Genomic DNA, 23589 nt, shown 5'->3' with positions numbered 1-23589 from the left:
CCGTGATAGGCTTAAGGCACGTTCGCTTAATCTCGCAGGAAGATCATCATGTCCCGGCCGCGCATTCTCGTCATCAACCCGAACTCCAACCGCAAGGTCACGCAGGGGCTGGAGGATGCGTTGAAGCCGCTCGATTTCGAGGGCGGGCCGGAAGTGGTCTGCCAGACGCTGGCCGAGGGTCCGTTCGGCATTGAAAGCCAGGCGGACGCCGACAGCGTTGCGATCCCGCTGCGAAAGCTGGTCGAAAGCGACAACAGCTCGGCCGCCTTCGTCATCGCCTGCTACAGCGATCCCGGGCTGCAGGTTTGCCGCGAAGGCACCGACCGTCCCGTATTCGGCATCGCCGAGTGCGGCGTGCTGACGGCGCTTTCCCGTGCGGAGACCTTCGGCGTCATCGCGATCGCGCAGCGCTCGATCCCGCGTCACATGCGCTACCTCAGGCAGATGGGCCTGACCGACCGCTTTTCCGGCGAGCGGCCGCTGAACATGAGCGTCGCCGAGACCGCCTCCGGCGAAGGTACGCTCGCCAGGATGATCGAGGTCGGCCGCGCGCTGCGCGACGAGGACGGCGCCCGTGCCATCGTGATGGGCTGCGCCGGCATGGCGCGCCATCGCCGTGCGCTGGAAGACGAGCTGCGCATTCCCGTCATCGACCCGACCCAGGCGGCCGTCACCATGGCGCTGGGTACCGTGCGGTTCTCGGCTCACTAGGCGTCCTTCAGCTCTTTGATTTCCTGGCGCGCGAGCCATTGCGCATGGCTCTCGCGGACAAGCGCAAACGTGTCGCGCTGCGTGGTGTAGAGATTGCCGAACATGCGGCCGATCGGCCGGTAGGCCTCGAGATCGACGTACATGTGGGCGGTATCGACCAGGCCCTCGCGGGCGTGAACCCGCAAGACCTCGCCGACCAGCAGCTCGCGATCCGGCGAGAAGGTCAGCACGACGTGGCGCCGGCATTCCAGCGCGAAGGGCGCCGCGGCGAGGCGCGGCACCTTCACGTCGACCGAAGGAAGCGTTGCCAGGCCCGTCGCGGCGACCTCGCTGTCGCCGGAGGGGAAATCGACCGCGCAGTCGTTCATGGCGACCGACAGCGCCTCGTCCACCATGTGCACCACGAACTCGCCGTCGCGATGGATGTTGCGGGTGGTATCCTTCGGCGAGTGATCCGGCTTGTGCTGGAGCCCGAGCACGATCAGCGCGGGACTTTCGGAGAACACGTTGAAGAAGCTGAAGGGCGCGGCATTCACCGCCCCGTTCTCGTCCAGCGTGGTCACCAGCGCGATCGGCCGCGGCACCACCACGCCGCAGAGCAGCTTGTAGCGATCGCGCGGATCGAGCTCACGCAAGGAGATGCCTTTGTCAGCCATCGGCGTCACTTCTCCGGCGGCGGCACCGCGCCGGTCTGGCTGGTGATCAGGCCGTAATGCTCGATGCGGCGATGCCGGGCGAAATCGAAGATCGTGGTCTTGCCGAACGTCGTGGCATCGAGGTCGCAAGGATGAACCAGAACCTCGTCGCCATCCGTCTTGGCCTCGGCGACGATCTCGCCGTTGGGATCGACGATCAGGCTGCCGCCGAACAGGGGATGACCGTCCTCGACGCCGGCCTTGGCCACCGCGACCACCCAGGTCGCGTTCTGATAAGCGCCGGCCTGCACCGAGAGACGGTTGTGGAACAAGCGCTTCTCGACGCCCTCCTCGCGCTTCTCGGCATTCACGGACGGCGTGTTGTAGCCGATCAGCACCATCTCGACGCCCTGCAGGCCCATGACGCGATAGGTCTCGGGCCAGCGGCGATCGTTGCAGATCGCCATGCCGATGATGCCGCCGAGCTCGCGCCAGACCTTGAAGCCGAGATCGCCCGGCTCGAAATAACGCTTCTCCAGGTGCTGGTGCGAGCGCTTGCTGTCGTATTCCACATGGCCCGGCAGATGCACCTTGCGGTATTTGCCGACGATTCTGCCGGACTTGTCGGTCAGGATCGCGGTGTTGAAATGATGACCGTCCGGCGTCAGCTCCGCATAGCCGAAATTCATCGCCATTCCGTGCTGCGCCGCGCGCTCGAACAGCGGCCTGGTTGCCGAGTTCGGCATCTCGCGTTCGAACCAGATGTCGAACTCGGAGCGATCCTCGACGTACCAGCGCGGGAAGAACGTCGTCAGCGCCAGCTCGGGATAGACGATCAGGTCGGCGCCTTTCGCTTTCGCCTCGTCCATCAGCGCGATCATGCGCTTGACCACGGCCTCGCGGCTGTCGGCTTTCTGGATCGGGCCCATCTGGGCGGCGGCGACATTGACGATGCGCATCAGCGAATTCCTGATTTCTTGAATTTCTTGGCGAGGCTAGGGATCGCAGCTTCAGGGGCGTGTTGGCGCACGCAGCATATCGCAGCCTCGCGCTGTTTTTCCAGCCAAGCAGCTTTCATGCCGTCCGCCCCCATTCGGCATCCTGCAATAGCCGCCAGTTGATCTTGTTGCTGGCGGTGCGCGGCAAGGACTCGACGAAGACGACGGCGCGCGGCGCCTTGTAGCTCGCCATCGCGCCGCGTGCCCAGCCGACGATGTCGCCCTCCGACGTCGTCGCGCGCGCGGCGTCATCGAGCACCACCAGCGCCTTGACGGTCTCACCGCGATAGCCGTCCGGCGCCGAAATGATGCAGCATTCCCGGATGGCGCGGTTCTGGTACATCGCCGCCTCGACCTCGGCCGGCCACACCTTGAAGCCGCTGACATTGATCATCCGCTTGAGGCGATCGACCGCGAAGAAATAGCCGTCGGCGTCGCGGTAGCCGAGATCGCCCGTGCGCAGGAACCGCTTGCCGTCGCGTTCGATGAAGGCTTCAGCATCCGCCTCCGGCCTGTTCCAGTAACCCTGCAGCACCTGCGGCCCATGCACGACGATCTCGCCGACGACGTTATCGTCGAGCTCGATCAGGCTTTCCGGATCGATCACCCTGGCGTCGGTCTCGTGCACGGCGATGCCGAGGCACTGCCGCTTCGGTGCCGCCATCGGATTGAGATGCGTCGGCGACATCGTCTCGGTCATGCCGTAGCCTTCGACGAAGTCGAGGCCGAACCGCTCCTTGAGCCGTTCGGCCACCGCGGTCGGCATCGCCGCGCCGCCGCCAGTCAGCACCTTGAGCTTGGCAAAGCATTTGTCGCGGAAACTGGCGCTGGCGAGGACGTCGACGATCATGGTCGGCGCGGCGTTCCAAAACGTGACGCCATAGGTCTCGAACAAATCCGGCAGCAGATCCTTGTCCCAGCGCGCCATCAGCAGCAGCGTTGCGCCGGAGACGATGGCGGCATTCATCGAGCCCTGCATGCCCGCGACATGGAACAGCGGCATGAAGCCGGTCATCACGTCGCTGCCATCGAGCCCGTACCAGCGCGCCTGCAACACGGCGGTGAACAGCGCGCTGCGATGGGTATGCATGCACGCCTTGGGCTTGCCTGTTGTCCCTGAGGTATAGGGCAGGATCATCAGATCGTCCGGCCCAGCTTCCATCGCACCCGGCAGCGGGCCTTGCGCGATCGCGAGCGACCAGGAGTGCCAGGCCGGCGATGACGGCACTGCCGACGGCGCTTCGGTCACGCATGATGGCAGCGTGTAGGGCGTCGCGGCTGGAACCTCGTCGCGGTACTGCGCGACAATCGCATGCGTAATCGCCTCGCCGACCAGCGGCGCAAACACATCGCTCAGCTCGCTGCCGATGATCGCGACCCTGGCGCCGCTATCCGCTGCGAGATACGCGATCTCGGCGGTCTTGTTCATGGGGTTGACCGGCACGATCACGGCATCCGCCCGCATCGCCGCATAATAGGCGATGACGTATTGCGGCGAGTTCTGCAGCATGATGATCACGCGGTCGCCGCGCTTCACGTCGCAAACACGCTGCAGGAAGCCGGCCATGGCATCGACCCGGTCGCGCAGCTCGGCGTAGCTCAGGCTCGCCCCGTAGAACACTGTCGCCGGATGCGTTGGCCGTTCACGTGCAGCACGCACCAGCGCGTCGTAGAGCGTCCCCTCCGGCATCGCGAGATGCCAGGGCTCATCCGCCGGCCAGGCCGGTGACACCAGGGACGTTGTGTGGTTCACCCGTGCTCCTCGTCAGCGACGTCAAGACCGTGGTCGAGCGCGTCCAGAAGCTGGTTGGCCTCCCACTCGGACATCACCAGCGGCGGTGCCAGGAACAGCGAGGTCTGCTCGCCGCTGGTCCCGATCACGGCGCCGGCTTCCAGCGCGCGTTCCGCGACGCGCGAGGCGATCGGTACTTCGGTGGTGTCGGCGTGCCATGTGCGCCAATCCGGGCCGTGGAGCTCCACCGTCCAGTGCAGCCCCTGCCCCGCCAGGCGCTGCACGCTCGGATGCTTTTGTGCGATCGCGAGCAGGCGGCGGGCGAACAACTTCTCCAGACTTTGCACGTGGTCCAGAATCTTGTCCTCACTGACAACCTTCAGATAAGCGCTCACCGCAGCCATGCTGATCGGATGGCCGCGCAGCGTACCGTAGTTCTGCCAGCTTGTGCCCTTCAGCCGCTCGACGATGTCTTTCGACACCACGACGGCAGCCACAGCAGCCGCACCGCCGCCGAGCGACTTTCCGAGCGTCACGATGTCGGGCCGGCTCTGCGCGCCCTGGAACGCAAACCAGCGGCCCGCGCGGCCCGCGCCGGTGACGACCTCGTCCGCAATCCAGTAAGAGCCGGCCTGCCGCGCACAGCGCGCGACCTCGTCCTGATAGGCGCCGTCGTAATAGATGCCGCCTTGCGTGTAGTCGATGATCGTCGCCGCCGTGTCCGCGAGCAGGCGCGTGGCGTCCGCGAGATATTCGCTGGGCGGGGTATTATTGGCCGGCGCGCCATAGATCGCCCCATCCGGCGCCGGCAGGATCCGCACCGGCGCCATCGGTGCCGGTAGTTTCGAGCCGCCGGCGTGCACGGCGAGTCCGCCATGCCATTGCGGCTGCACCGTCATGCTGCGTGATAGGCCGGTGATGCCGTGATAGGCGCGCTCGCGCGTTGCCAGCGCCGAACGTTGCGTCAGCGCTTGGCACAGCGACAGCGCCATGTCGTTGGCCTCACTACCGCTGATGCAGAAGCGCACCGCGCCGACCCAGTCCTCTTCGCCCTTGAAGGCGATGGCCATCAGATCGTCGGCGGCCTGCTCGCGACCGACCCAGGTCCACCCTTCGTTGACGACGGGCGTATTTGCCGCACGGCGGATCGCCTCCACCATTGCGGGATGACGGTGGCCGAGACCGCCGCCGGTGTTGCTGCCGTCGATCAGCTTGCGGCCGTCCGCAAGCTGAAAGTAGACGCCCTCGCCGCCAACCACGGCCATCGGCGCAGCCTCGCCCGCATTCAGCCCGGTTCGCAACAATCTGCTCATCGCCACTGCCTCACTCCGCCGGAACGGCGCCGTAGCCGCCGCCGCCGCACATCTCGATCGTGACGAGATCGCCTTGCTGCAAGACGAGGTTCGACTTGCCGTCGATGGCGACGTTCGCGCCCTGTCGCACCAACGCGATGCGGCAGGCCTTTCCCGATTCGCCACCCTGCATGCCCCAGGGCGCCATCACCATGCGTTCGACGCACGTGGTCAGGTGCATCGAGGGCGCCAGGATGCGGTAGGTGCGGACGGAGCCGTCACCGCCGCGATGCGCGCCCGCGCCGCCGGAATTCCGGCGGATGGCCTGCTGCTCGAGCCGGATCGCGTAATTCGCCTCGATCACCTCGACCGGCGTGTTCGAGGTATTGGACAGATGCACGCGGGTTGCGGACGTGCCGGCCCGATCGTGCCGCGCACCTTCGCCGCCGCCATGGACTTCATAGAGCATCTTCCAGGAACCGTTCGGCCGCGGCTCGGCGAAGAACAGCACGCCCGCGGTGGTCGCCCCGCCCGCCGACAGTCGCTCGGGAATGGTGTCCTGCATGGCACGGAAAATCGCATCGACGATGCGCATGGAGGTCTCGTGATTGCCGGCGGCCACAGAGGCGGTCCAGCCGGGCTCGAGGATCGAGCCCGGGCGCGTGATGATGGTCAGCGGCCGCAGCGCGCCGGCATTCTGCTGCATGTCGCGTCCGCTCATGATGCGCGCGGCATAGGCGACCGCCGAGCGCGCCATGAACGGCGTCGTGTTGCAAAAATTGGAGACGCGATCGCAGCTTCCGGAGAGGTCGAAGGTCGCTTGATCCCCGCGAATGGTGATCTTCACATGGATGCGCGCCGGCGCATTGTTTGCGCTGCCGTCGTCGAGATAATCCTCGCCCTCGTAGACGCCGTCCGGAAGATCGCGCAGCGCTTCCCGCATCTCGATTTCGGAGAGGTCGTGCAGGCGCGACTGCGCCGCCATGAAGACCGCCTTGCCATGCTCGCGGCAGAGCTCGACAATGCGCTTCTCGCCGGCCTTGGTCGCCGCGATCTGGGCAAGAAGGTCGCCCTCGCAGGACTCGGCGTCGCGAACGTTGGCCTTGAGCAGTTGCACGATCGGCGTGTTGAGGCCGGCCGACGTCGCGATCAGCACCGGCGGAATCCGCATCGCCTCCTGGAACGTATCGACTGCCTTGGCGAAATAGCTGCCGGGCCAGGTGCCGCCGATGTCAGGCCAATGCGCGAGGCTGACTGCGAAGGCGACGATCTCGCCCTCGAAGAAGACAGGACGCACGACCTTGACGTCGTTGAGATGGTTGCCGCCGAGCGCGCCGACATTGTAGATGACGACGTCGCCATCGTTCAGGCCATCGCGCGGCATCACCTTCAAGAGTTCGGGGATGGTATACGCCATCGCGCCGAGATGGATCGGGATGTCGCGGCCCTGCCCGACCAGGCCGCCGTAGCCGTCGGTAATCGCCGATGACAGGTCGCCGGCCTCGCGCAAGAGCGGTGAGCGCGCCGAACGCGTCATGACGAGACTCATCTCCTCCGCCGCGGCGGAGAGCCCGTGCCTGATGACCTCGACGACGAACGGATCGAGCTTCATGCCGCCCTCCGCGTCAGGAACAAATTGCCTGATGTATCGGGCCTCGCCTGCCAGCCCGGCGGCACCACCACGGTCGACCAGGCGTCTTCGATGATGGCGGGACCAGCGACGGTTTCGGCGAGCGAAGCGCGGTCGATGATTGCGGTTGCCACGTCATGGCAGCCGTCGAACGAGCAAGTGCGCGTAGCCGTAGACACCGCCCGCGCCGCAGTCGCCGGCCGGCTCACGATGGTCGTCGACGGGCGACGCGCCTGCACCCGCACGGACTCGATCACGCAAGGCTCGCCTGTGGCATAGCCGAACAGCTCGTGATGCCGCGCCAGGAAATCCTGCTTCAGCCTGGCAATATCGAGCGGCAGCGTGAAGGATACCGGGATGGCGTCGTTCTGCGCCGCATACCGCATCAAGGCCACTAGCTCGATCTGGATCTCCGCTCTTGCAACATCGTTGGCGAGAAGCGGCGCCGAGGCGTCGGCAATCAGCGCATCGATCCGTTCCGAGACGCGGGCGAGATCGATGCCGTCAAGCGCAGCGCGAAGGGTCTGCTGCTGCAGGAAGCTGAAATCGGCGGTGAGGCAGCCAAGCGCCGAGAATGCGCTCGAGGCGCTGGGCACGACCACCTCCGGAATGCCGTAGAGATCGGCGAGGCCCGCGGCATGCATCGGGCCGCCGCCGCCGAAGGCCAGCAGTGTGCAGTCGCGTCCGTCGATGCCGCGCTCGACCGTGACGCGGCGGAGCGCGCGGGCCATGGTCGCGTTCGCGACCTTGATGATGCCGAGTGCCGTCTCAGTCAGGCTCAGCCCGAGCGCGCGGGCAATCGGCGCGATGACGCGCTTTGCGGCCGCGATGTCGATGCCGATGCGGTCGCCAAGCTTGGTCTCGGGATTGAGATAGCCGAGCACGGCATTGGCATCGGTGATGGTGGGCTCCGTGCCGCCACGGCCATAGCAGGCCGGGCCCGGCTCGGAGCCGGCGCTCTCCGGCCCGACCGTCAGGCCGCCGGGACCGTTGCGCACGATCGATCCGCCGCCCGCGCCGATCGAATGCACCGCGAGCATCGGCTGGCGCAGCGGCTTGTCCCCAAGCATGCGGCCGTCGGTCATTTCGGCGTGGCCGTCGACGATCAGGCACACGTCCGTCGTGGTGCCGCCCATGTCGAAGGTCAGCATGCGCGAGCAGCCGAGCTGGCGCGCGATGCTGACCGAAGCCGAGACGCCCGCCGCCGGCCCCGACATCGCCATCACCAGCGGACGCCGCTTCACCGCCGAAATCGGCACCATGGCGCCGGCGGAGTGAAACACCTGCAGGCCGGGCCCGATCGGCAGCCGCTGCTCCAGCTCGCTGAGATACTCCACCGCGATCGGCATCGCGGCCGCGTTGAAGACCGTCGCCGAGGTTCGCTCATATTCGCGCGCCTCGGGATTGACCTCGTGCGAGAGCGAGACATGGGCGACGACGCCCCTGAGCCGCTCGCCCAGCATCTTTTCATGCACTGGATTGGCATAAGCGTGGAGGAGCGCGACCGCGACGCTCTGAACGCCGGTCCCCTTCAGCCACGCCACCAGGCGCTCGATCTCCGCTTCGTCGAGCGCCTTCAGCACCCGCCCCTCATGGTCGAGGCGCTCGGCAAGCCCGAAGCAGCGTTCAGGCGGCACCAGAGGCGGCGATTTCGGCGGAATGTCGAGCCGGTAGAGATCGCGCCGGCGGTAGCGCGCGATCTCGAGCACGTCGGCAAACCCTTCGGTCGCGACCAGCGCCACCTTCGGCAGCCGGTTCTCGACGATCGCGTTGGTCACGCGCGTGGTGCCGTGGACGAAGCGCTTGACCTCGCTCTTGCGCAGGCCGACCGCCTCGATCGCCTCCAGCATCGCTTGCACCGGTGCGTCGGGGCGCGACGGCACTTTTGCGATCCGCGCCTCGGAGGAGTCACGCCGGATCGCGATGATGTCGGTGAAGGTGCCACCGATATCGGTGCCGACCTCCCAATGATTGTCGGAGTAGCTCATCTGCATAGTCAGCTACGCGTGACGTCCGGATCGGACGCCGGGTCCTTCCCCGCCATCGCCGCGTCCAATGCCAAAGCGAGCACGCTCATCGTCATTCCCTGTCATGCCATCACGTGAAAGCGTGCGACAGAGCGATGGCCGCGGGATAGGGTCGAGGTTGTCGCAAGCCACCGGGCCAGCAAGCCACCGGCATTGCGCGGCGCAGCATCGTGCACGTTTTGGTGCAGCGCTGCTCGCGAAGAGAGCAGACGGATACGAAGCCGGAATGTGCTGCGCACCCGTGGATTCTTCGACAAAATAGATGCGCCTGGTGCATTGCAACCGGATCCCCCAAGGCCGCTTGTCTAATTTGCAGGCGATCGAACCGCGGTGCGGGAGAGATGACTGATTAGGAGCTATGCACGCAGGTCGGCTCAGCCTCTCTTTATTGTACGGTCAGTAAGCGAGGACATCACCGGCCTCAGGCTGCGAGCAAGGCCCGCAAGCGTCGCCAACCGATGACGACGCCGGTGATGGAGAACATCAGTCCAAGCGTACAGAGGCCGATAATGAGAGCGTCACGCAGCCGCGCATGAGCCAGCAGAATCGGGAAATCAAGCGTGTGCAGCGCACTGTAGAGCCAGCGATAGGCGCGCCGCGACGGGTCCAGTCTTTGCAGCACCTTGCCATCGGCGGCATCGACATCGAACCAGAGATCGCCGCAGGTCGTTCGGTAGACGGGAGCCCCCGGAATAGCGGATTGCGCCGGATAGTTTTCGTTGCCAGCGAGCGGGAACGGAGCGGTGCAGCCGGCGCCAAGGCGTGCCGTCAGATTCCCGATCTCCTCCATCGCCAGGTATGCCGCCTGTCCGTCGCGCGGCGCGTCTCGTACCCCGATCAAAGTCTGGTGGCCGAGGGCGATCCGATCACGCCGATAGACTTTGCCGTCGAAGGCGAACCATTCGACCTCGCGAGCCGAGGGGGACAATGGCAGGCGATCGAGCTTTGCAGCTTCTCGCCAATCCGGCACAGCGTTCATCACGCCGGCCTCTGCCGGCGTCAATTGCCCGCGCGAGAACAGCCGGCCGTGATCCATCGACAGCCAGCCGCTGAAGATCCAGCTCAGCACGAACAGCGTTGCCGCAAGGCCGATCAGGTGATGCAGGGCGTGCCAGCCACGGTAGGGCGAGGAGATTTGACCTTTGCGAAACCTGATCCGCACGATTCCGAGCACCGCGCCAAGCAACGCCGCGATCAGGGCCAGCAGCGACAGCGTCCAGACCACGCGATCCCACAGCGCCCAGCTGCTGCGCAGAACCGTCGGATAGATCCAGTGCAGCACGCCGCCGGCCCAGTTCCAGGCGCGCTCGCTGCGCGTCGTATCCAGGACGACTTCGCCGGTCAGCGACGAAACGTAGACCTCCGTTCCAGGGGCATCGCCGAGAGCGGCGCGAAACAAGGGGCGATGCCCATCAAAACCGTTCGGCACGCTCCATTGATCGTAGTCCGACCGCGCGGCAATCGCGGCGCGTAGCGCGTCGAGCCCGCGCTGACGTGAGTAAGCTTGCACGATCCTGAGCGCGACATCCGCGGACGTCACCGACGCGTCTGCTCCATCGGAGGCGCGGACCGCTCGCAAGCCTGCGGGGCCCGAGACGACGTAAACCGGTCCATCACTCCGCCGGATCAGCCGAACACGCGTGGCATCGGGAATCCCGCTCGCCGCAACGGCGTCCGCGACCGAGATCCTCGCCTCGTCGCGATCGGCCGGCACGAGTCCGGCAAATCGCTCCGCTTCCGTCAACGACGGAAACGGAACGAAGTGCATCACGATCCCTGTCGCGAACCACATGGCGAACAGCAGACAGAACGCGATCCCGAGCCAGCGATGCGAGAGGACGATCGCGTCCATCATGCGAAGGCCTCACCATTTGAACGCGGCCGAGATCTCGTAGGTGCGCGGCGCGCCCAACAGGATCTGGTCGGGATAGAACGGATCGCCCCAGATCGCGTAGCGCTTGTCGGCGATGTTGCGGACACGGAAGGTCAGGCGGGCCTGGTCGACCGCATTGAACACGGTCTTGGGGATGTCCACGAAGGCATAGACGTCGGCCACGGTATAGGCCTTCATCGTCACGACGTTGGCATCGGTGTTGTAGCGGTCGCCGACATGACGACCGGTGATGCCGAGCTCCACCGGCCAGGGCGTGAAGAACCGGTACGATGCGCCGGCGTTGGCGACGATACGCGGCACGTTCGGCGGCGTATTGCCGGAGAACGAGCCGCCGGCAAAATTGTAGTCGGCATAGCGCGCATCGACATAGGCGATGTTGCCCCACAGCCGCAGCGGCTCGATCAGGCGCACGGAGGCGGCAAGCTCGACGCCCCTGGATTCCTGTCGCCCGGCGATGTTGAGCGCCTGCCCGCCGGCCGCCGCATAGACGTTCTTGCGCAGGATGTCGTAGGCCGAGAACGACCACTCCGCCCTGTTGTCCCAGAACAGATGCTTGACGCCAGTCTCGTAGGTGCGCGCGGTGGTCAGGTCGAGCGGCTGGGTCGGCCCCAGCAAAAAGACATTGTTGGCTGCGACGTCGGCACCGGTGGCGTACTGGCTGAAGAAGGTGAGGCCGGGTACGGCCTCCCAGGTGTAGCCGATGCGGCCCGTCACCGGCGCCCAGTCTTTCGTGAATGGAAAGCCCGCCTTCACGAGTCCCGCAGAGTTGGTCGAGTTGCGGTCGAGCCCGATATGCTCGACACGCAGCCCCCCGATCAGCGCGAAGCTGCGCGTCAGCTTCACCCGGTCCTCGAATGACAGCGCCTCGTTGTCGATGCGCGCGGTCTGCTGCTGTGTCGTGAGCAGGCCGTAGAAGCCGCGGTTGGGGTTGACCAGTGAAACGGAATCGCCGGGAAAGTTTGCTGCGCCGGGCCTGACGAAGTCGAGGTAGCTCGACGAGAGCGTCGTGACCAGCCGGTTGTCGAAGCCCGCAATATTTGTGTCCCAGATCAGGTCGGTGATGGTGCCGACCAGCCGCTGGCTGTGGGCGACATAGAAGCGCTCGCGATCGACGAGGTTCGTGGTGGAGTTGAACGCCTCGATCTCGTTGTTGAACCAGGTTCGTTCGGCACCGTAACCATAGGCCTGGCTTTTCAGCGTCAGATCAGGCGCGAGCTTCAGCTCAAAGCCGCCGCGCAGCCAGACCTCCTGGGCGACGTTGCGGTTGTCCAGGACGTTGTAATTGGTATTGAAGGTGCGGTCGTCGATGGTGACAGCACCAAGATTGGTGCTGTTGTAGTTCGAGACGTAATTGCCGGAGACGATCCCCGTCGTTGCATGCGAACCGCTGAAGGCCACCGGCACCAGCGGCGCGCCCCAATAGGCCTTCGAGCGGTCTTCGCGATACTCGACCGCGCCCCAGATCCTGAGGCTGTCGGAGATACGGTAGTTGAGCTGGCCGGATGTGCCGAACGTCTTGACATTGGTGTCGTCGGCAAAGCCGTTGAGCGTGGAACGGCTGATGTCGAAGCGATAGTCCAGCCCTTGTACATTGGTGCTTCCGCCGGAGCCGTAATGGGCACGGAACGAATTCAGCGAGTCCCAGGAAAAATCAGCTTCGTTGCTGACAGCTCCGGTGTGCGGCTGCTTGGTGACGAAGTTGATGGCGCCGCCTGCGGCGCCCTCGCCCGAGATCAGCGAGGCCGGGCCTTTCAGCAATTCCACCGCTTCGAGATTGGCGGTATCCACGATCCGCGAGGTCATGTTCTGCGGACCGATCTTGATGCCGTTGTAGAGCGTGTTGATCTGGCTGTTGGTGAAGCCGCGCATGGAGAAGGCCGAAGGCTCGGCTGGGTTGTCGCCGGAGGTGACGCCGACGGCGCCCTGCGCCACCTCGGATACGGTGCGATAGCCCTGCTCGCGCATGGTTTCGGCGGCGACAACTTCGACGGTCGCGGGCGTCTGCCGCACCGTCAGGCCGAGCCGCGAGGCGCTTTCGGCAACGGCATTGCTGTTGAGCGGCGTCTGCGGCGTCGAATCCGCCGTGACAGGTTTTGGCGCTGCGGATGTTGCCGCCGGCCTGCGCGCTACCGCGCGGCGTGCGCTCTGCGCCACTCCTGCTGCCGGTTTGGCCGGCTTGCGCGCCTGGGCGGGCGACACCTCGACGGGCGGCAGCGACTCTCGGGCCTGCTGCGCCAGAGCGGCAGGCAGACCGAGAGCGAAGGACGTGAACGCGGCGGAAACCAGCAGGACGCGGCACGGTCGTGCGATACGGATGGAAGACACGGTACAAAACCTCGGTATGACGTCAGTGGCACGTCACAGCGAACGAGGTTTCACCTTTGGCCTTGCAGCCGTCCGATGAAGCCGAATGTCTGTACTCCCCGACCGACATCTTCGCGTGTGACCACGGCTGACGGCAGGTCTCCTGGCTCGCGGGTCATGACCGCTTCGTCGCCTTCCCGGGACCGAGGACCCAGTGGCTCGTGACGAAGGATTCACCGCTTACAGTTGCGGGGGCAGCCGCGGCATTGGGGACAATTTTCCCCGCACCGCATTCCCTTTTCATTCCCTCTCGGGAAAACCGTCGCGAGCATCTAGGATTACCACCAAGACAGAGTCAATGTGCCAGTTGCGGCGTTGTGGCCACAGCAACCAACTTCCTTGGAGATGAGCATGGAAGGCGAGACCTTCCTCTGGTTGATCAGGCATGCGGCCGTCGTTGGCGTAGCGGGGACGATCCATGCGGCCGATGCGCGGGCCGACCTCGGCGATCACGCGGCATTGGCGGCTCTCAGGCAGCGCTTGCCCGCGGATGTCGCCGGCTATGCCAGCCCGGCCCGTCGCACGGTCGAGACGGCGCGCGCGCTGGGGCTCGAACCGGAGCTGGTCAGCGAATTCCGCGAACAGGATTTCGGCGACTGGACCGGCCATCGGCATGACGAGCTCGCCGCGACCGGCGGCGAGGCCTATGCGCAGGTCTGGCGCGATCCGGCGCACGGACGGCCGCCGAACGGCGAAAGCTTTGCGGATCAGGTCGCGCGCGTCCACCTGGGCCTGTCGCAGATTAGGGCGGGCTCTGCGGCGCTGGTCGTCCATTCCGGCACCATCCGGGCCGCGCTCTGCATCGCACTCGATCTCACACCGGAAGCCGCGCTGCGCTTCGTGGTCGATCCGCTGTCGCTGACCCGGATCGACCGGCTCGCGGGCGGCTGGCGCGTCGACTCGGTCAACCAGCGCGTGGCCTGAGCCGCATCAAGCCGGGCGATCCGGTACGTTGGCCTGCGCGAACGTCGCCATGCCGTTGTGAAGCGCGCAGGCAGAGCGGACCAGCGGCAGCGCAATGGCCGCGCCCGATCCCTCGCCGAGCCTGAGATCGAGGCTGATCAGCGGCTGCACGTTCAGCGCGCGCAACACCAGCCGATGTCCCTGCTCCGCCGATTGATGCGAGGGCAACAGGAACGGCTGGCAGGACGGGTTGAGGCGCGCCGCCGCGAGCGCCGCGACCGACACGATGAAACCGTCGATCAATACGGGAATGCGACGCTGCGCGGCCGCGATGATCGCGCCCGAGATCGCCGCGATTTCGAGGCCGCCGACCGCGCACAGGATGTTCTCGACCGAGGCCCCAGTGATGCCGTGGCGCGCGATCGCCGCATCGATCACCCGCGCCTTGTGCGCGCGGCCGGCTGCATCGACGCCAGTGCCGCTGCCCGCGATCTCTTCGGCGCTCACACTGAGCAGGCCCGCAGCAATCGCCGCCGACGTCGTGGTGTTGCCGATGCCCATCTCGCCGAAGATCAAGAGATCAGGCCGGCCGGCCTCGGCGCGCACCACCGCGCGCTGGCCGGCCTCGAAGGCGAAAGCCAATTCCGCCGGCGTGAGCGCGGCCTCGACGCTGAAGTCGCGCGAGCCGCTCCGCGGCTTGTCGGTGACGATTCCCGCGATCTGCTCCTCGGCCAGCGTGCCGGCGTCGACGACCTCGAGGCTCGAACCCAGCTCGCGCGCCAGCACCGAGATCGCAGCGCCTCCGGAGGCAAAATTCGCCATCATCGCGATGGTGACGGCTTGCGGATAGGCCGACACGCCCTGCGCGACGATGCCGTGGTCGCCCGCGAAGATGATGATCGGCACCCGCGCGGCGCGCGGCTGCTCGGTCGCTTGCAAACCCGCAAGCTCGATTGCGAGTTGCTCCAGCCGGCCCAGCGCGCCGGTCGGCTTCGTCAGTTGCGCCTGCCGCGCAATGGCCGCCTCGCGATCACCCACGGAGACCTCGGGGCAGTTCTGATAAACCCATTCGGGAAGCATGCCGCCTCGCTCAACGCCTGCGCTTGATGATGTAGCTGTCCATGATCCAGCCGTGCCGCTCGCGCGCCTCTTGCCGCAACGCGACGATACGCGGGCCGACCTCGGCCAGCGCGCCGGACATGAGGATCTGATCGGGCATGCCGAGATAGGCACCCCACCAGATGTGAAGTCCCGCCGGATCGAGCGACTGGAACGCCGTGCCGCCGTCGAGCATCACCACGACCGTATCGACATCCGCCGGCCAGCCGCTATCGCGCAAGCGCCGCCCCGTCGTGACCAGGAACGGCTCGCCGATGTCGTTGAGCGGCAGCGCATGCGCCGCGCACAGCGCCTGGATCGAGGTGATCCCAGGCACGACTTCGATTGTCGGCAACGGATGCAATCGCCGCGCAATGCGCAGCGAGGAATCATAGAGCGACGGATCGCCCCAGATCAGCAGCGCGACCTTGCCGTCACCTTCGAGGTGCCGTGCGATCGTCTGCGACCAGGTCGCGGCCACCGCATCGTGCCAATCGTCGACGCCCTTGCGGTAGTCCGCCTCAGTCGCGTCGCGCGCGGGAAGATCGAATTCGGCGATGCGCCTCGTCTTGTCGGTGAGCACGCCGGCGCAGATCGTTCGCCTGAGATCGGCGAGATCGGATTTTGCGCTTCCCTTGCGCGGGATCAGGATGAGATCGGCCGCGTTGATCGCGCGGGTCGCGGCGCGCGTGAGCTGCTCGGGATCGCCGCAACCGATGCCTATCAGGGAGAGCTTGAGCATCGGGCGTGTGGGGCGGCCATGACGGCCGCCCCCTTGTCTCTTAAGCCGCGTTGTGCAGGCGCGGCGTGACGAGGCCGGGCGCGGTGACGCCACGCAGCGACTTCGCCAGCGCCAGCACGGCGAGATCGGCGAGCGGCTCGATCACGATCACCAGCGCATAGGACGCAGCGAAGGTCGCGATGCTGGCGAGGTTGCTCATGGCGAAACCGGAGCCATAAAGCGCCCAGAACGCCACCCAGGCGATCACGCCGGCCTGGTAGGTCGTCGAAAGCGCAAGCGCCTGCCCGTACTTCAAATCGACATAGGCGGTGTTGCGGGCAATGATCCGCGTGGCGACAGCCTGGATCGCGAACAGCGGCACCAGCAGCGTGGTCACGTTCATGCCGTATTGCGGCAGGTCGGCCGGCTCAAACAGCGTGCCCTGCAGCAGCAGACCGAACGCAAGACCGAGAGCGGCAGGCGCGGCGCCGAACAGCAGGAACAGCGTGGAGCCGAGGATGAAGTGCACCTCTGATACACCTACCGGAAAGTGCGGCAGGATCTCGAAGAAGACGAACACGAGACCCGTGGTGGCGAGCGTGCGCGCCGCGAGCGAGCCGACGCCCTGCTCGCGCACGGTTTCGGCCGCAAGCTTCAAGGCAACGCCGCCTGCGGCGATGCCGGTTGCGTAACTCAACACGAGCTTGGCGCCCGTCACGATCCCGGGTTCGATATGCATGGCTCAATTCCTTCCTGCCGTCACACCCGACGGCCTTGGCCTCAATACGTGCACGGCCGGTCTCCTGGCTCGCGGTTCACTGGGTTCTCCGGCCTTCCCGGACCTTGCGGTCCAGTGGCGGTTCGGAGCCCCTCACCGCTTACAGTCGCGGGGGCGGCTGGGGTTTTGGGCGCCGCAACTGGGTCCGCCCATCCCCATTCCCGATTATGCTCCGGCGCTTTGCGCCGCGTCGAGCACCATGCCGCTCTTGTGTGCCCCTTTCGTATCGCGGGCGTCAAGGGGCGAACCGCTGCCGGAGCTCTCATGCCGGATATTCTCCCGCCAGCGCGCCGAACAGGATGACGGCGGCGGTGGAAGCGGCGCCGCCGCGCCCAAGCTGCTCGGCAAGCTCGGCAATCGTGGTGCGGACCAGCCGTTCGTCGGGACGCCCGAGAGATTCCGCGAACAGCGCCGGGGTGCTGGGGGCGAGGCCGTGCGCGATCAATTTTGCGGCAAGCGCCGGAAAAGTGCGCCGGCCCATATAGACCACGGTCGTGGCCTCGGGATCGGCCAGCGCCGGCCAATTCAGATTGGGCGGCAGCTCGCCGGTGACGTCAGCCCCGGTGATGAACTGCACCCGGCGGGAGGTATGCCGCCGGGTCAGGGGAATGCCGGCCTGGGCCGCGGCGACACAAGCGGATGTGACGCCGGGAACGATCTCGTAGCCGATGCCGGCTTCGCGCAGCGTTTCCAGCTCCTCCTCGAGCCGGCCGAAAATGCCGGCATCGCCGGACTTGAGCCGCACCACGCGCGCGCCTGTTGCGGCATAGTCGACCAGGAGACGGTTGACATGGTGCTGCTTGGTCGAAGGACGCCCGGCCCGCTTCCCTACCGCGACGAGATTGGCACCGGGCCGCGCGAGATCCAGAATCGCGCCGGAGGCAAGATCGTCATAGAGCACGACATCCGCCTCGCGCAGCCGCGCGGCGCCCTTCACCGTGAGGAGCTCGGGATCGCCGGGACCGGCGGAAACGAAAGAGACAAAACCGCTCACCGGTCCTCCGCGATCAGGTGGAAGAACGTGCCGGTGGCGTGGCCACGGCGCGAGCCGGTTTCGGCAATGACCGCACCGGTGGCATCGTGCACGACCGCGAGCGGCGTATCAGGTTGCGCGAGGATGGTCGAATAGTGGAACTCGTGACCGCGCAGGCGCGCGCCACGCTGATGCCCCGGCATCGCCGCGGCGAGTTCGGCCAGACGATAGCCGAGATGCATGCGGCGCTTGGCAAAGCTAGTCTCGAGGCCCAGCAGCCCCGTCATCTCATGGCGGACGCCTTCGGCGTCGGTGAGGCCTGCGCCCAGCACCATATAGCCTCCGCATTCGCCATGCACGGGTCGCGTTTCGGCGAAAGCGCGCACGCCGCTGCGAAAGCGCGCATTGGCCGCGATCTTTCCCGCATGAAGCTCGGGATAGCCGCCCGGCAGCCAGCACACGTCGGCGCTCGCATCGGGCGCTTCATCGGCCAGCGGCGAGAACGGCACGATCTCGGCGCCCGCCGCGCGCCAGGCTTCCAGCATATGCGGATAGACGAAGGAGAACGCCGCATCGCGCGCCAGCGCGATGCGCTGGCCGGGCGGCGTCACGTTCAAGCCGTTCGCAGCTTGCGGCGACCATTTGCCTGCCGAGTGGAGCACTGCATCGAGATCGACGTGCTCGGCGACAAAGCGCGCGGCCTCGTCGATCAGCTTGCCGATCTCGGCCTGCTCCTCGGCCTGCACGAGGCCGAGATGCCGCTTCGGCAGGCTGATCTCGGCGTGACGCGGCAGCGCGCCGAACACTTTGATGCCGGCCTCGTTCAGCGCGCGCCGCACCAGATCCTCGTGGCGCGCGCTGGCGATGCGATTGAGCACGACGCCGCCAAGGCGCACGCCGGCGCGGTAATCGCGAAGGCCCGCGGCGATCGCTGCCGCAGTCTGCGCCTGGCCGGAGGGATCGATCACCAGAACCACCGGCCAGCCCAGCATCTCCGCGATGTCGGCGGTCGCTCCCGTGCCGGAGACACCGCGCGCGGCGACGCCGTCGAACAGTCCCATCGATCCCTCGGCGAGCACGACATCGGCATCGGCCCCACGGCTGACGAGATGCCCGATGGTGTTGTGATCCATCGCCCAGCTGTCGACGTTGACCGAGGCGCGCCCCGTGGCCGCGGCGTGGAAGGCAGGATCGATGTAATCGGGTCCGCTCTTGAAGCACTGCACGCTCAAGCCACGATGGCGCCAGGCGCGCGCGAGCGCCAGCGTCAGCGTGGTCTTGCCGACGCCGGAGGCCGGCGCGGAGATGACGAGGCTCGCCGGCATCACGACGCCTCCGGAAAGCGCGGCTCGGCACCGACCGGCCGGTAGCGGCGGTCGTAGTCGGCGGCATAGAGGCGGCTCTCGTCGAAATCGGCAGCGCCAAGCGTCTTGCCGACCAGGATCAGCGCCGTGCGCTCCATCTCGCCACCCACGGCCGCATCGAGCGTCGCCAGCGTCGCGCGCACGATGCGCTGCTCCGGCCAGCTCGCGCGCCAGACGATCGCGACCGGGCACTCCGCGCCGTAATGCGGCGTCAGCTCGGCGACGACCTGATCGAGCAGATGGATCGACAGGTGGATCGCGAGCACCGCGCCTGTCGCAGCGAACGCGGCGAGCTTCTCGCCCTCGGGCATCGCGCTAGCCCGGCCCGGCGTGCGCGTCAGCACGACCGTCTGAGCAAGACCGGGCAGCGTCAGCTCGGCCTCCAGCGCGGCCGCGGCAGCCGAGAACGAGGGAACGCCGGGTGTCACCGTGTAGGGAATCCCGAGCGCACGCAAACGGCGGAGCTGCTCGCCCATCGCCGACCAGATCGAGAGGTCGCCGGAATGCAGCCGGGCGACGTCCTTGCCGTCCGCATGCACGGCGGCAATCTCCTCGATGATCTCGTCGAGCGACATTGGCGCGGTGTTGACGATGCGCGCACCGGGCGGGCAATGCGCCAGCACGCCCTCCGGCACCAGCGAGCCGGCATAGAGACAGACCGGACAGGCCGCGATCAGATCGCGGCCGCGCAGCGTCAGCAAATCCGGCGCGCCGGGCCCGGCTCCGATGAAATGCACCGTCATGCGCCGTCTCCCTCCGCGATCGCGGCGGTCGCGGTGCGATCCTGCGAGACGACCCGTGTTGCAATCAACCGCGCGCGCGGACCGGCCGCGAGGAGCGCCGCAGCTTCGGCGACCGAACCGGTGCCGAACTTCTCGGCGACGAGCTTTGACTGCGTCGGCGTATCGAGCTTCGCAAGAACATCGGCCGGGACAGCCTTGATCGGCACTCCACATTCGCGCGCGAGCTGCTTCAGCGCTTCGGCGTCGGCCTTGTCGCTGACGGTTGCCACTGCCGCAAGCCCTTCCGCACCGCCCGCAGCGAGCAGCGCTTCGCGCAGCGAAGCCAGCGTCACATCGCGCTTGAAGCCGAGTCCGGCGACCTTCATCGCACCACACTCCACTGCACCACGGGCCTCGCCGCCTCCCACGACCGATAGCGGCCGAGCGGGGCGGCATACGAAATTTCGGCCCGCATCAGCTCGCCGCCGTGGCGCTGGTGGAGCTCGCCGAGTAGCGCTTCCGTCTCCAGCGTGACCGAATGTGCGACGAGCCGCGCTCCCGGCGAAAGCTGCGTCCATATCGCATCAAATAACACTTCGTCGAGACCACCGCCAATGAAGACGGCATCCGGCGCTTCCAACCCGGCAAGAGCTTCCGGCGCCCTGCCCGTGACGACTGTGATCCGATGCGCCAGACCGAAGGCGGCTGCATTCTTGCGGATGTTCGCGGCGCGATCCTCGCGCGCCTCGACCGCAATCGCCATCCCACCACACAGCGCCCACTCCACCGAGATCGAGCCTGAACCTGCGCCTATATCCCACAGCCGCTCGCCGGCACGCGGCGTCAGCGCCGAGAGCGCAAGCGCGCGCACCGGCCGCTTGGTGATCTGGCCGTCGTGAACGAAGAGATCGTCCGGCAGGCCAGAGCTGCGCGGCAGGCCTTGCCCTCGCTCCGCCTCGAGCGCCACCGCGATCAGATTTCCGTCCGGCGCACGCCCATAGCTTTCAGCGCGATATTCTCCGACGCTTTCATTCGGCCCGCCAAGCGCGGCGAGAGTCCAGAATGCAGAAGCGCCCCAGCCGCGTTCCGTCAGCCATGTCGCAAGATCGCTGGCGGCCTTGCCATCGCGCACCAGGCCGATGATGCGCGCACCGTGCGCGAGATGCGGCACGAGACGTTCGAATGGCGCGGCATGGAGGCCGATGCACGTCACGGCCTCGAGGCGCCACCCCAGCCGCGCGGCGGCGAGCGAGAAGGTCGAAGGCGCGGGGTGCGCGATCCACTCGTCGCCCTCGAGCTTCTCGGCGAGGCTTGCGCCAGCGCCATGCCAGAACGGATCGCCCGAGGCGAGCACCACCGTCGGCCTGCCGCGGCAGCTCAGCACGACATTCGCATCGAACGGCACCGGCCACGGACGGCCGCGGCTGCCAATTTCGGCAAGCGCAAGATGGCGCTCGCCGCCGAACACGGTTTCGGCCCTGGCAAGCGCCTTTCGGCTTGCCTCCGACAGCCCGGCGAGGCCATCTTCGCCGATACCGATGATGGTCAGCCAGGGATCAGACATGATGCGCGCCCTCATTCTGGGCGGAACGGCCGATGCGAGCCTGCTCGCAGCGGAGATCGCGCGCGCCGGCATCGACGCCGTCTACTCCTATGGCGGCCGCACCCGCGCGCCGGCCGATCAGCCGCTGCCGACCCGCATCGGCGGGTTTGGCGGCGTGAGCGGGCTGGCCGACTACATCCGCCGCGAAGGCATCACGCATGTGATCGATGCGACACATCCCTTTGCCGCGGAAATGAGCCGCAACGCGGTCGAGGCATGCGCGCAGACGGGCACGCCGTTGCTTGCGCTGGAGCGCGCGCCCTGGATCAAGGCGTCCGACGACACCTGGATCGAGGTCGCGGATGTCAACGCTGCCGTCGCCGCGCTGCCGGATACACCCGCAAACGTGTTCCTCGCCATCGGCCGCCAGCACATCGCGCCGTTCGCGACGAAGCCGCAGCACGCCTACACGCTGCGCTTCGTCGATCCGCCCGACGCGCCGCTGCCCTTCGCGGCCGATGTGATCGTGTCGCGCGGACCGTTCACGCTTCATAGTGAGCTGGAGATGATGCGAACGCGCGGCATCGCGTGGATCGTCGCCCGCAATTCCGGCGGCGACGGCGCACGTGCGAAGATCGACGCGGCCCGCAGGCTGGGCCTTCCCGTAATCATGATCTCGCGACCAGAGCTGCCCGAGCGCCGACGGGTCGAGCGCGTCACTGACGTGATGCAATGGCTTGGTCATTCTGCCCGCCTCGGCGCATAGACCCAGCGGCCGACGCGGCGTGTCAGCGAATTACCGAGGATCACCAGCGTGCGCATGTCGGCCATCTCGGGCGTCGCCTGGTTCAGCGTCACGATCTCGATCTTTTCGTCAGCGGCGCTGATCGCGCGCGCGAAGATCATGAGACGCTCGCCGCAGCCGGCCTCGCGAAGCAGCGCCAGCGCACGGCCGAATCCTTCCGGCCGGCTGGCCGAGCGCGGATTGTACATCGCGATCGCAAGATCGGCTTCCGCCGCGAGGCGCAGGCGTTTCTCGATCACGGTCCATGGCTTGAGATTGTCGGACAGGTTGATCGCGCAGAAATCATGGCCGAGCGGCGCGCCGGCGCGTGCCGCCGCCGCCAGCATCGCGGTGACGCCCGGCAGCACGCGGATCGGCAGCTCCCGCCATCGCGGCGCCTGCTCGAGTGCCTCGAACACGGCAGATGCCATCGCGAACACGCCGGGATCACCGGAGGAGACGATCACGACTTGCCCGCCTTCGGCGGCCAGACGCAAGGCTTCGCTCGCGCGCTGCAGCTCTTCGCGGTTGTCGGATGGATGCAGAGTGAGCCCAGGCCGCGGCGGCACGCGCGCGACATAGGGCGCGTAGCCCAGAATGTCGGTCGCCGTCGCAAGTGCCGCCGTGACTTCCGGCGTCACCAGCGCGTCGCTGCCCGGCCCGAGGCCCGCGATGGTCAGGGTGCCCGTCATTCGGCGGCGTCCAGATGCCGGCCCTTGCCGTGCACCAGCACGATCGCGAAATAGGGACACTCGGCCGCATCGATCTCGGCGAGCCGCACCACGCGCTCGCCCGGCATGGTGCCGCGCTCGACCAGCCAGGCATCGTCCAGCCGCCCGGCGGCGGTGAGCGCGCAGCGCACCTTTGCGAGATTGCGGCCGGTCTTCATGATGACCAGCGCATCTGAATCGCGCATGCGGCGTTCGAGCTCGGCCTCGGGGAGCGTCCCCATCAGCACCGTCGTGACGTCGTCGCCGAGCGCGATCGGCTGCCCGACGCCGTTCCAGCAGCCGACCATGCCGGGAATGCCGGCGATCACCTCGATCTCGACGCGGCCCTGCAGGCGCGTGTGCAGATGCATGAACGATCCGTAGAAGTAAGGATCGCCCTCGCAGAGCACGACGACGTCGACGGCGCGCGAAAGCCGCGCCAGGCGCTCGGCCCATTCGTCGTAGAAGCCGGCGAGCAGCTGCACGTATTCCGGGCTGTCGAAAGCGATCTCGGTCGTCACAGGATATTCCATCGGATATTCGGTGACGCCGGCCGCGAGCAGACCATCGACGATGCGGCGCGCCTGGCCTGGCCTGCCCTTCTTGCGGAAATAGGCGACGTGGCTGGCGCCTCGGACCGTGCGATCGGCACGCACACTCATCATATCAGGGTTGCCGGGGCCGAGACCGCAGCAGATGATGCGTCCCAT

General features: G+C 66.9%; 21 protein-coding genes and 2 riboswitches. Of the genes, 3 read left to right on the top strand and 18 right to left on the bottom strand.

Going from position 1 to position 23589, the window contains the following annotated elements; all coding sequences use genetic code 11:
• The first annotated feature begins 48 nt into the window (after nucleotides 1-48).
• The gene (locus HZZ16_RS01300; protein WP_197946674.1) at nucleotides 49-711 is read left to right on the top strand and encodes an aspartate/glutamate racemase family protein; all 663 of its coding nucleotides are present in this window, start codon (nucleotides 49-51) and stop codon (nucleotides 709-711) included.
• Here the strand turns inward: HZZ16_RS01300 and HZZ16_RS01295 are convergent.
• The 8 genes from HZZ16_RS01295 to HZZ16_RS01260 form a co-directional block, all read right to left on the bottom strand.
• Nucleotides 708-1367, bottom strand: coding sequence for a flavin reductase family protein (locus HZZ16_RS01295; RefSeq protein WP_197946672.1), 660 nt, complete (start codon nucleotides 1365-1367; stop codon nucleotides 708-710). The two genes, HZZ16_RS01300 and HZZ16_RS01295, sit on opposite strands and share 4 nt — an antisense overlap.
• 5 nt (nucleotides 1368-1372) lie before the next feature.
• Nucleotides 1373-2305, bottom strand: a complete 933-nt coding sequence (locus HZZ16_RS01290; protein WP_197946669.1) for an N-carbamoyl-D-amino-acid hydrolase — start codon at nucleotides 2303-2305, stop codon at nucleotides 1373-1375.
• Nucleotides 2306-2420: 115 nt separating this feature from the next.
• Entirely contained in the window at nucleotides 2421-4097 is a 1677-nt protein-coding gene (locus HZZ16_RS01285) for a long-chain-fatty-acid--CoA ligase (RefSeq protein WP_197946667.1), read from the bottom strand.
• On the bottom strand, nucleotides 4094-5389 hold the full coding sequence (locus tag HZZ16_RS01280; RefSeq protein ID WP_197946665.1) for an aminotransferase class III-fold pyridoxal phosphate-dependent enzyme: 1296 nt from the start codon (nucleotides 5387-5389) through the stop codon (nucleotides 4094-4096). The genes HZZ16_RS01285 and HZZ16_RS01280 overlap by 4 nt, the downstream gene beginning before the upstream one ends.
• A gap of 10 nt (nucleotides 5390-5399) precedes the next feature.
• Nucleotides 5400-6980 (bottom strand): hydantoinase B/oxoprolinase family protein, encoded by a 1581-nt coding sequence (locus HZZ16_RS01275; RefSeq protein WP_197946663.1) that lies wholly within the window; start codon nucleotides 6978-6980, stop codon nucleotides 5400-5402.
• Nucleotides 6977-8986, bottom strand: coding sequence for a hydantoinase/oxoprolinase family protein (locus HZZ16_RS01270; protein WP_197946661.1), 2010 nt, complete (start codon nucleotides 8984-8986; stop codon nucleotides 6977-6979). Before HZZ16_RS01270 ends, HZZ16_RS01275 begins: the two co-directional genes overlap by 4 nt.
• Nucleotides 8987-9446: 460 nt before the next feature.
• A complete protein-coding gene (locus tag HZZ16_RS01265) occupies nucleotides 9447-10880 on the bottom strand; it encodes a PepSY domain-containing protein (RefSeq protein WP_197946659.1) in 1434 nt (477 codons plus the stop codon).
• Nucleotides 10881-10889: 9 nt separating this feature from the next.
• Nucleotides 10890-13244, bottom strand: a complete 2355-nt coding sequence (locus HZZ16_RS01260) for a TonB-dependent receptor (protein ID WP_197946658.1) — start codon at nucleotides 13242-13244, stop codon at nucleotides 10890-10892.
• Nucleotides 13245-13359: 115 nt separating this feature from the next.
• A riboswitch (cobalamin riboswitch) is annotated at nucleotides 13360-13562 on the bottom strand.
• Between the two features lie 72 nt (nucleotides 13563-13634).
• Here HZZ16_RS01260 and HZZ16_RS01255 point away from each other — a divergent pair.
• Nucleotides 13635-14207, top strand: a complete 573-nt coding sequence (locus tag HZZ16_RS01255) for a histidine phosphatase family protein (protein WP_197946657.1) — start codon at nucleotides 13635-13637, stop codon at nucleotides 14205-14207.
• 6 nt (nucleotides 14208-14213) lie between these two features.
• Here the strand turns inward: HZZ16_RS01255 and cobT are convergent, their stop codons facing one another.
• The 8 genes from cobT to cbiE form a co-directional block, all read right to left on the bottom strand.
• Nucleotides 14214-15266 carry a nicotinate-nucleotide--dimethylbenzimidazole phosphoribosyltransferase gene (cobT, locus tag HZZ16_RS01250; RefSeq protein ID WP_197946656.1) on the bottom strand — a complete coding sequence of 351 codons (1053 nt, stop codon included), beginning with the start codon at nucleotides 15264-15266 and terminating at the stop codon, nucleotides 14214-14216.
• 10 nt (nucleotides 15267-15276) lie between these two features.
• A complete protein-coding gene (gene cobF, locus HZZ16_RS01245) occupies nucleotides 15277-16026 on the bottom strand; it encodes a precorrin-6A synthase (deacetylating) (RefSeq protein WP_197946655.1) in 750 nt (249 codons plus the stop codon).
• Nucleotides 16027-16066: 40 nt separating this feature from the next.
• Nucleotides 16067-16744, bottom strand: coding sequence for an energy-coupling factor ABC transporter permease (locus HZZ16_RS01240; protein WP_197946654.1), 678 nt, complete (start codon nucleotides 16742-16744; stop codon nucleotides 16067-16069).
• Between the two features lie 37 nt (nucleotides 16745-16781).
• Nucleotides 16782-17000: riboswitch (cobalamin riboswitch) on the bottom strand.
• Nucleotides 17001-17045: 45 nt separating this feature from the next.
• The gene (gene cobA, locus HZZ16_RS01235; RefSeq protein ID WP_197946653.1) at nucleotides 17046-17777 is read right to left on the bottom strand and encodes a uroporphyrinogen-III C-methyltransferase; all 732 of its coding nucleotides are present in this window, start codon (nucleotides 17775-17777) and stop codon (nucleotides 17046-17048) included.
• Nucleotides 17774-19081 (bottom strand): cobyrinic acid a,c-diamide synthase CobB, encoded by a 1308-nt coding sequence (locus HZZ16_RS01230; RefSeq protein ID WP_197946652.1) that lies wholly within the window; start codon nucleotides 19079-19081, stop codon nucleotides 17774-17776. Before HZZ16_RS01230 ends, cobA begins: the two co-directional genes overlap by 4 nt.
• Entirely contained in the window at nucleotides 19081-19863 is a 783-nt protein-coding gene (gene cobM / locus HZZ16_RS01225; protein ID WP_197946650.1) for a precorrin-4 C(11)-methyltransferase, read from the bottom strand. The genes HZZ16_RS01230 and cobM overlap by 1 nt, the downstream gene beginning before the upstream one ends.
• On the bottom strand, nucleotides 19860-20228 hold the full coding sequence (locus HZZ16_RS01220) for a cobalamin biosynthesis protein (protein WP_197946649.1): 369 nt from the start codon (nucleotides 20226-20228) through the stop codon (nucleotides 19860-19862). Before HZZ16_RS01220 ends, cobM begins: the two co-directional genes overlap by 4 nt.
• Nucleotides 20225-21406, bottom strand: a complete 1182-nt coding sequence (gene cbiE, locus HZZ16_RS01215) for a precorrin-6y C5,15-methyltransferase (decarboxylating) subunit CbiE (protein WP_197946647.1) — start codon at nucleotides 21404-21406, stop codon at nucleotides 20225-20227. The genes HZZ16_RS01220 and cbiE overlap by 4 nt, the downstream gene beginning before the upstream one ends.
• On the opposite strand from cbiE, the gene HZZ16_RS01210 reads away from it, so the two are divergent.
• Entirely contained in the window at nucleotides 21405-22151 is a 747-nt protein-coding gene (locus HZZ16_RS01210; protein WP_197946645.1) for a cobalt-precorrin-6A reductase, read from the top strand. The two genes, cbiE and HZZ16_RS01210, sit on opposite strands and share 2 nt — an antisense overlap.
• On the opposite strand, the gene cobJ is transcribed toward HZZ16_RS01210, so the two are convergent.
• Together cobJ and HZZ16_RS01200 are read right to left on the bottom strand one after the other, a co-directional pair.
• The gene (gene cobJ, locus HZZ16_RS01205) at nucleotides 22127-22861 is read right to left on the bottom strand and encodes a precorrin-3B C(17)-methyltransferase (RefSeq protein WP_197946643.1); all 735 of its coding nucleotides are present in this window, start codon (nucleotides 22859-22861) and stop codon (nucleotides 22127-22129) included. The two genes, HZZ16_RS01210 and cobJ, sit on opposite strands and share 25 nt — an antisense overlap.
• Nucleotides 22858-23589, bottom strand: coding sequence for a precorrin-2 C(20)-methyltransferase (locus tag HZZ16_RS01200; protein WP_197946641.1), 732 nt, complete (start codon nucleotides 23587-23589; stop codon nucleotides 22858-22860). Before HZZ16_RS01200 ends, cobJ begins: the two co-directional genes overlap by 4 nt.

Origin of the sequence: Bradyrhizobium glycinis (assembly GCF_016031655.1) — a bacterium.
Classification (GTDB): domain Bacteria; phylum Pseudomonadota; class Alphaproteobacteria; order Rhizobiales; family Xanthobacteraceae; genus Bradyrhizobium; species Bradyrhizobium glycinis.
Note: the sequence above shows the minus strand (reverse complement) of the source record. Positions and strands in the feature narration are given on the sequence as shown.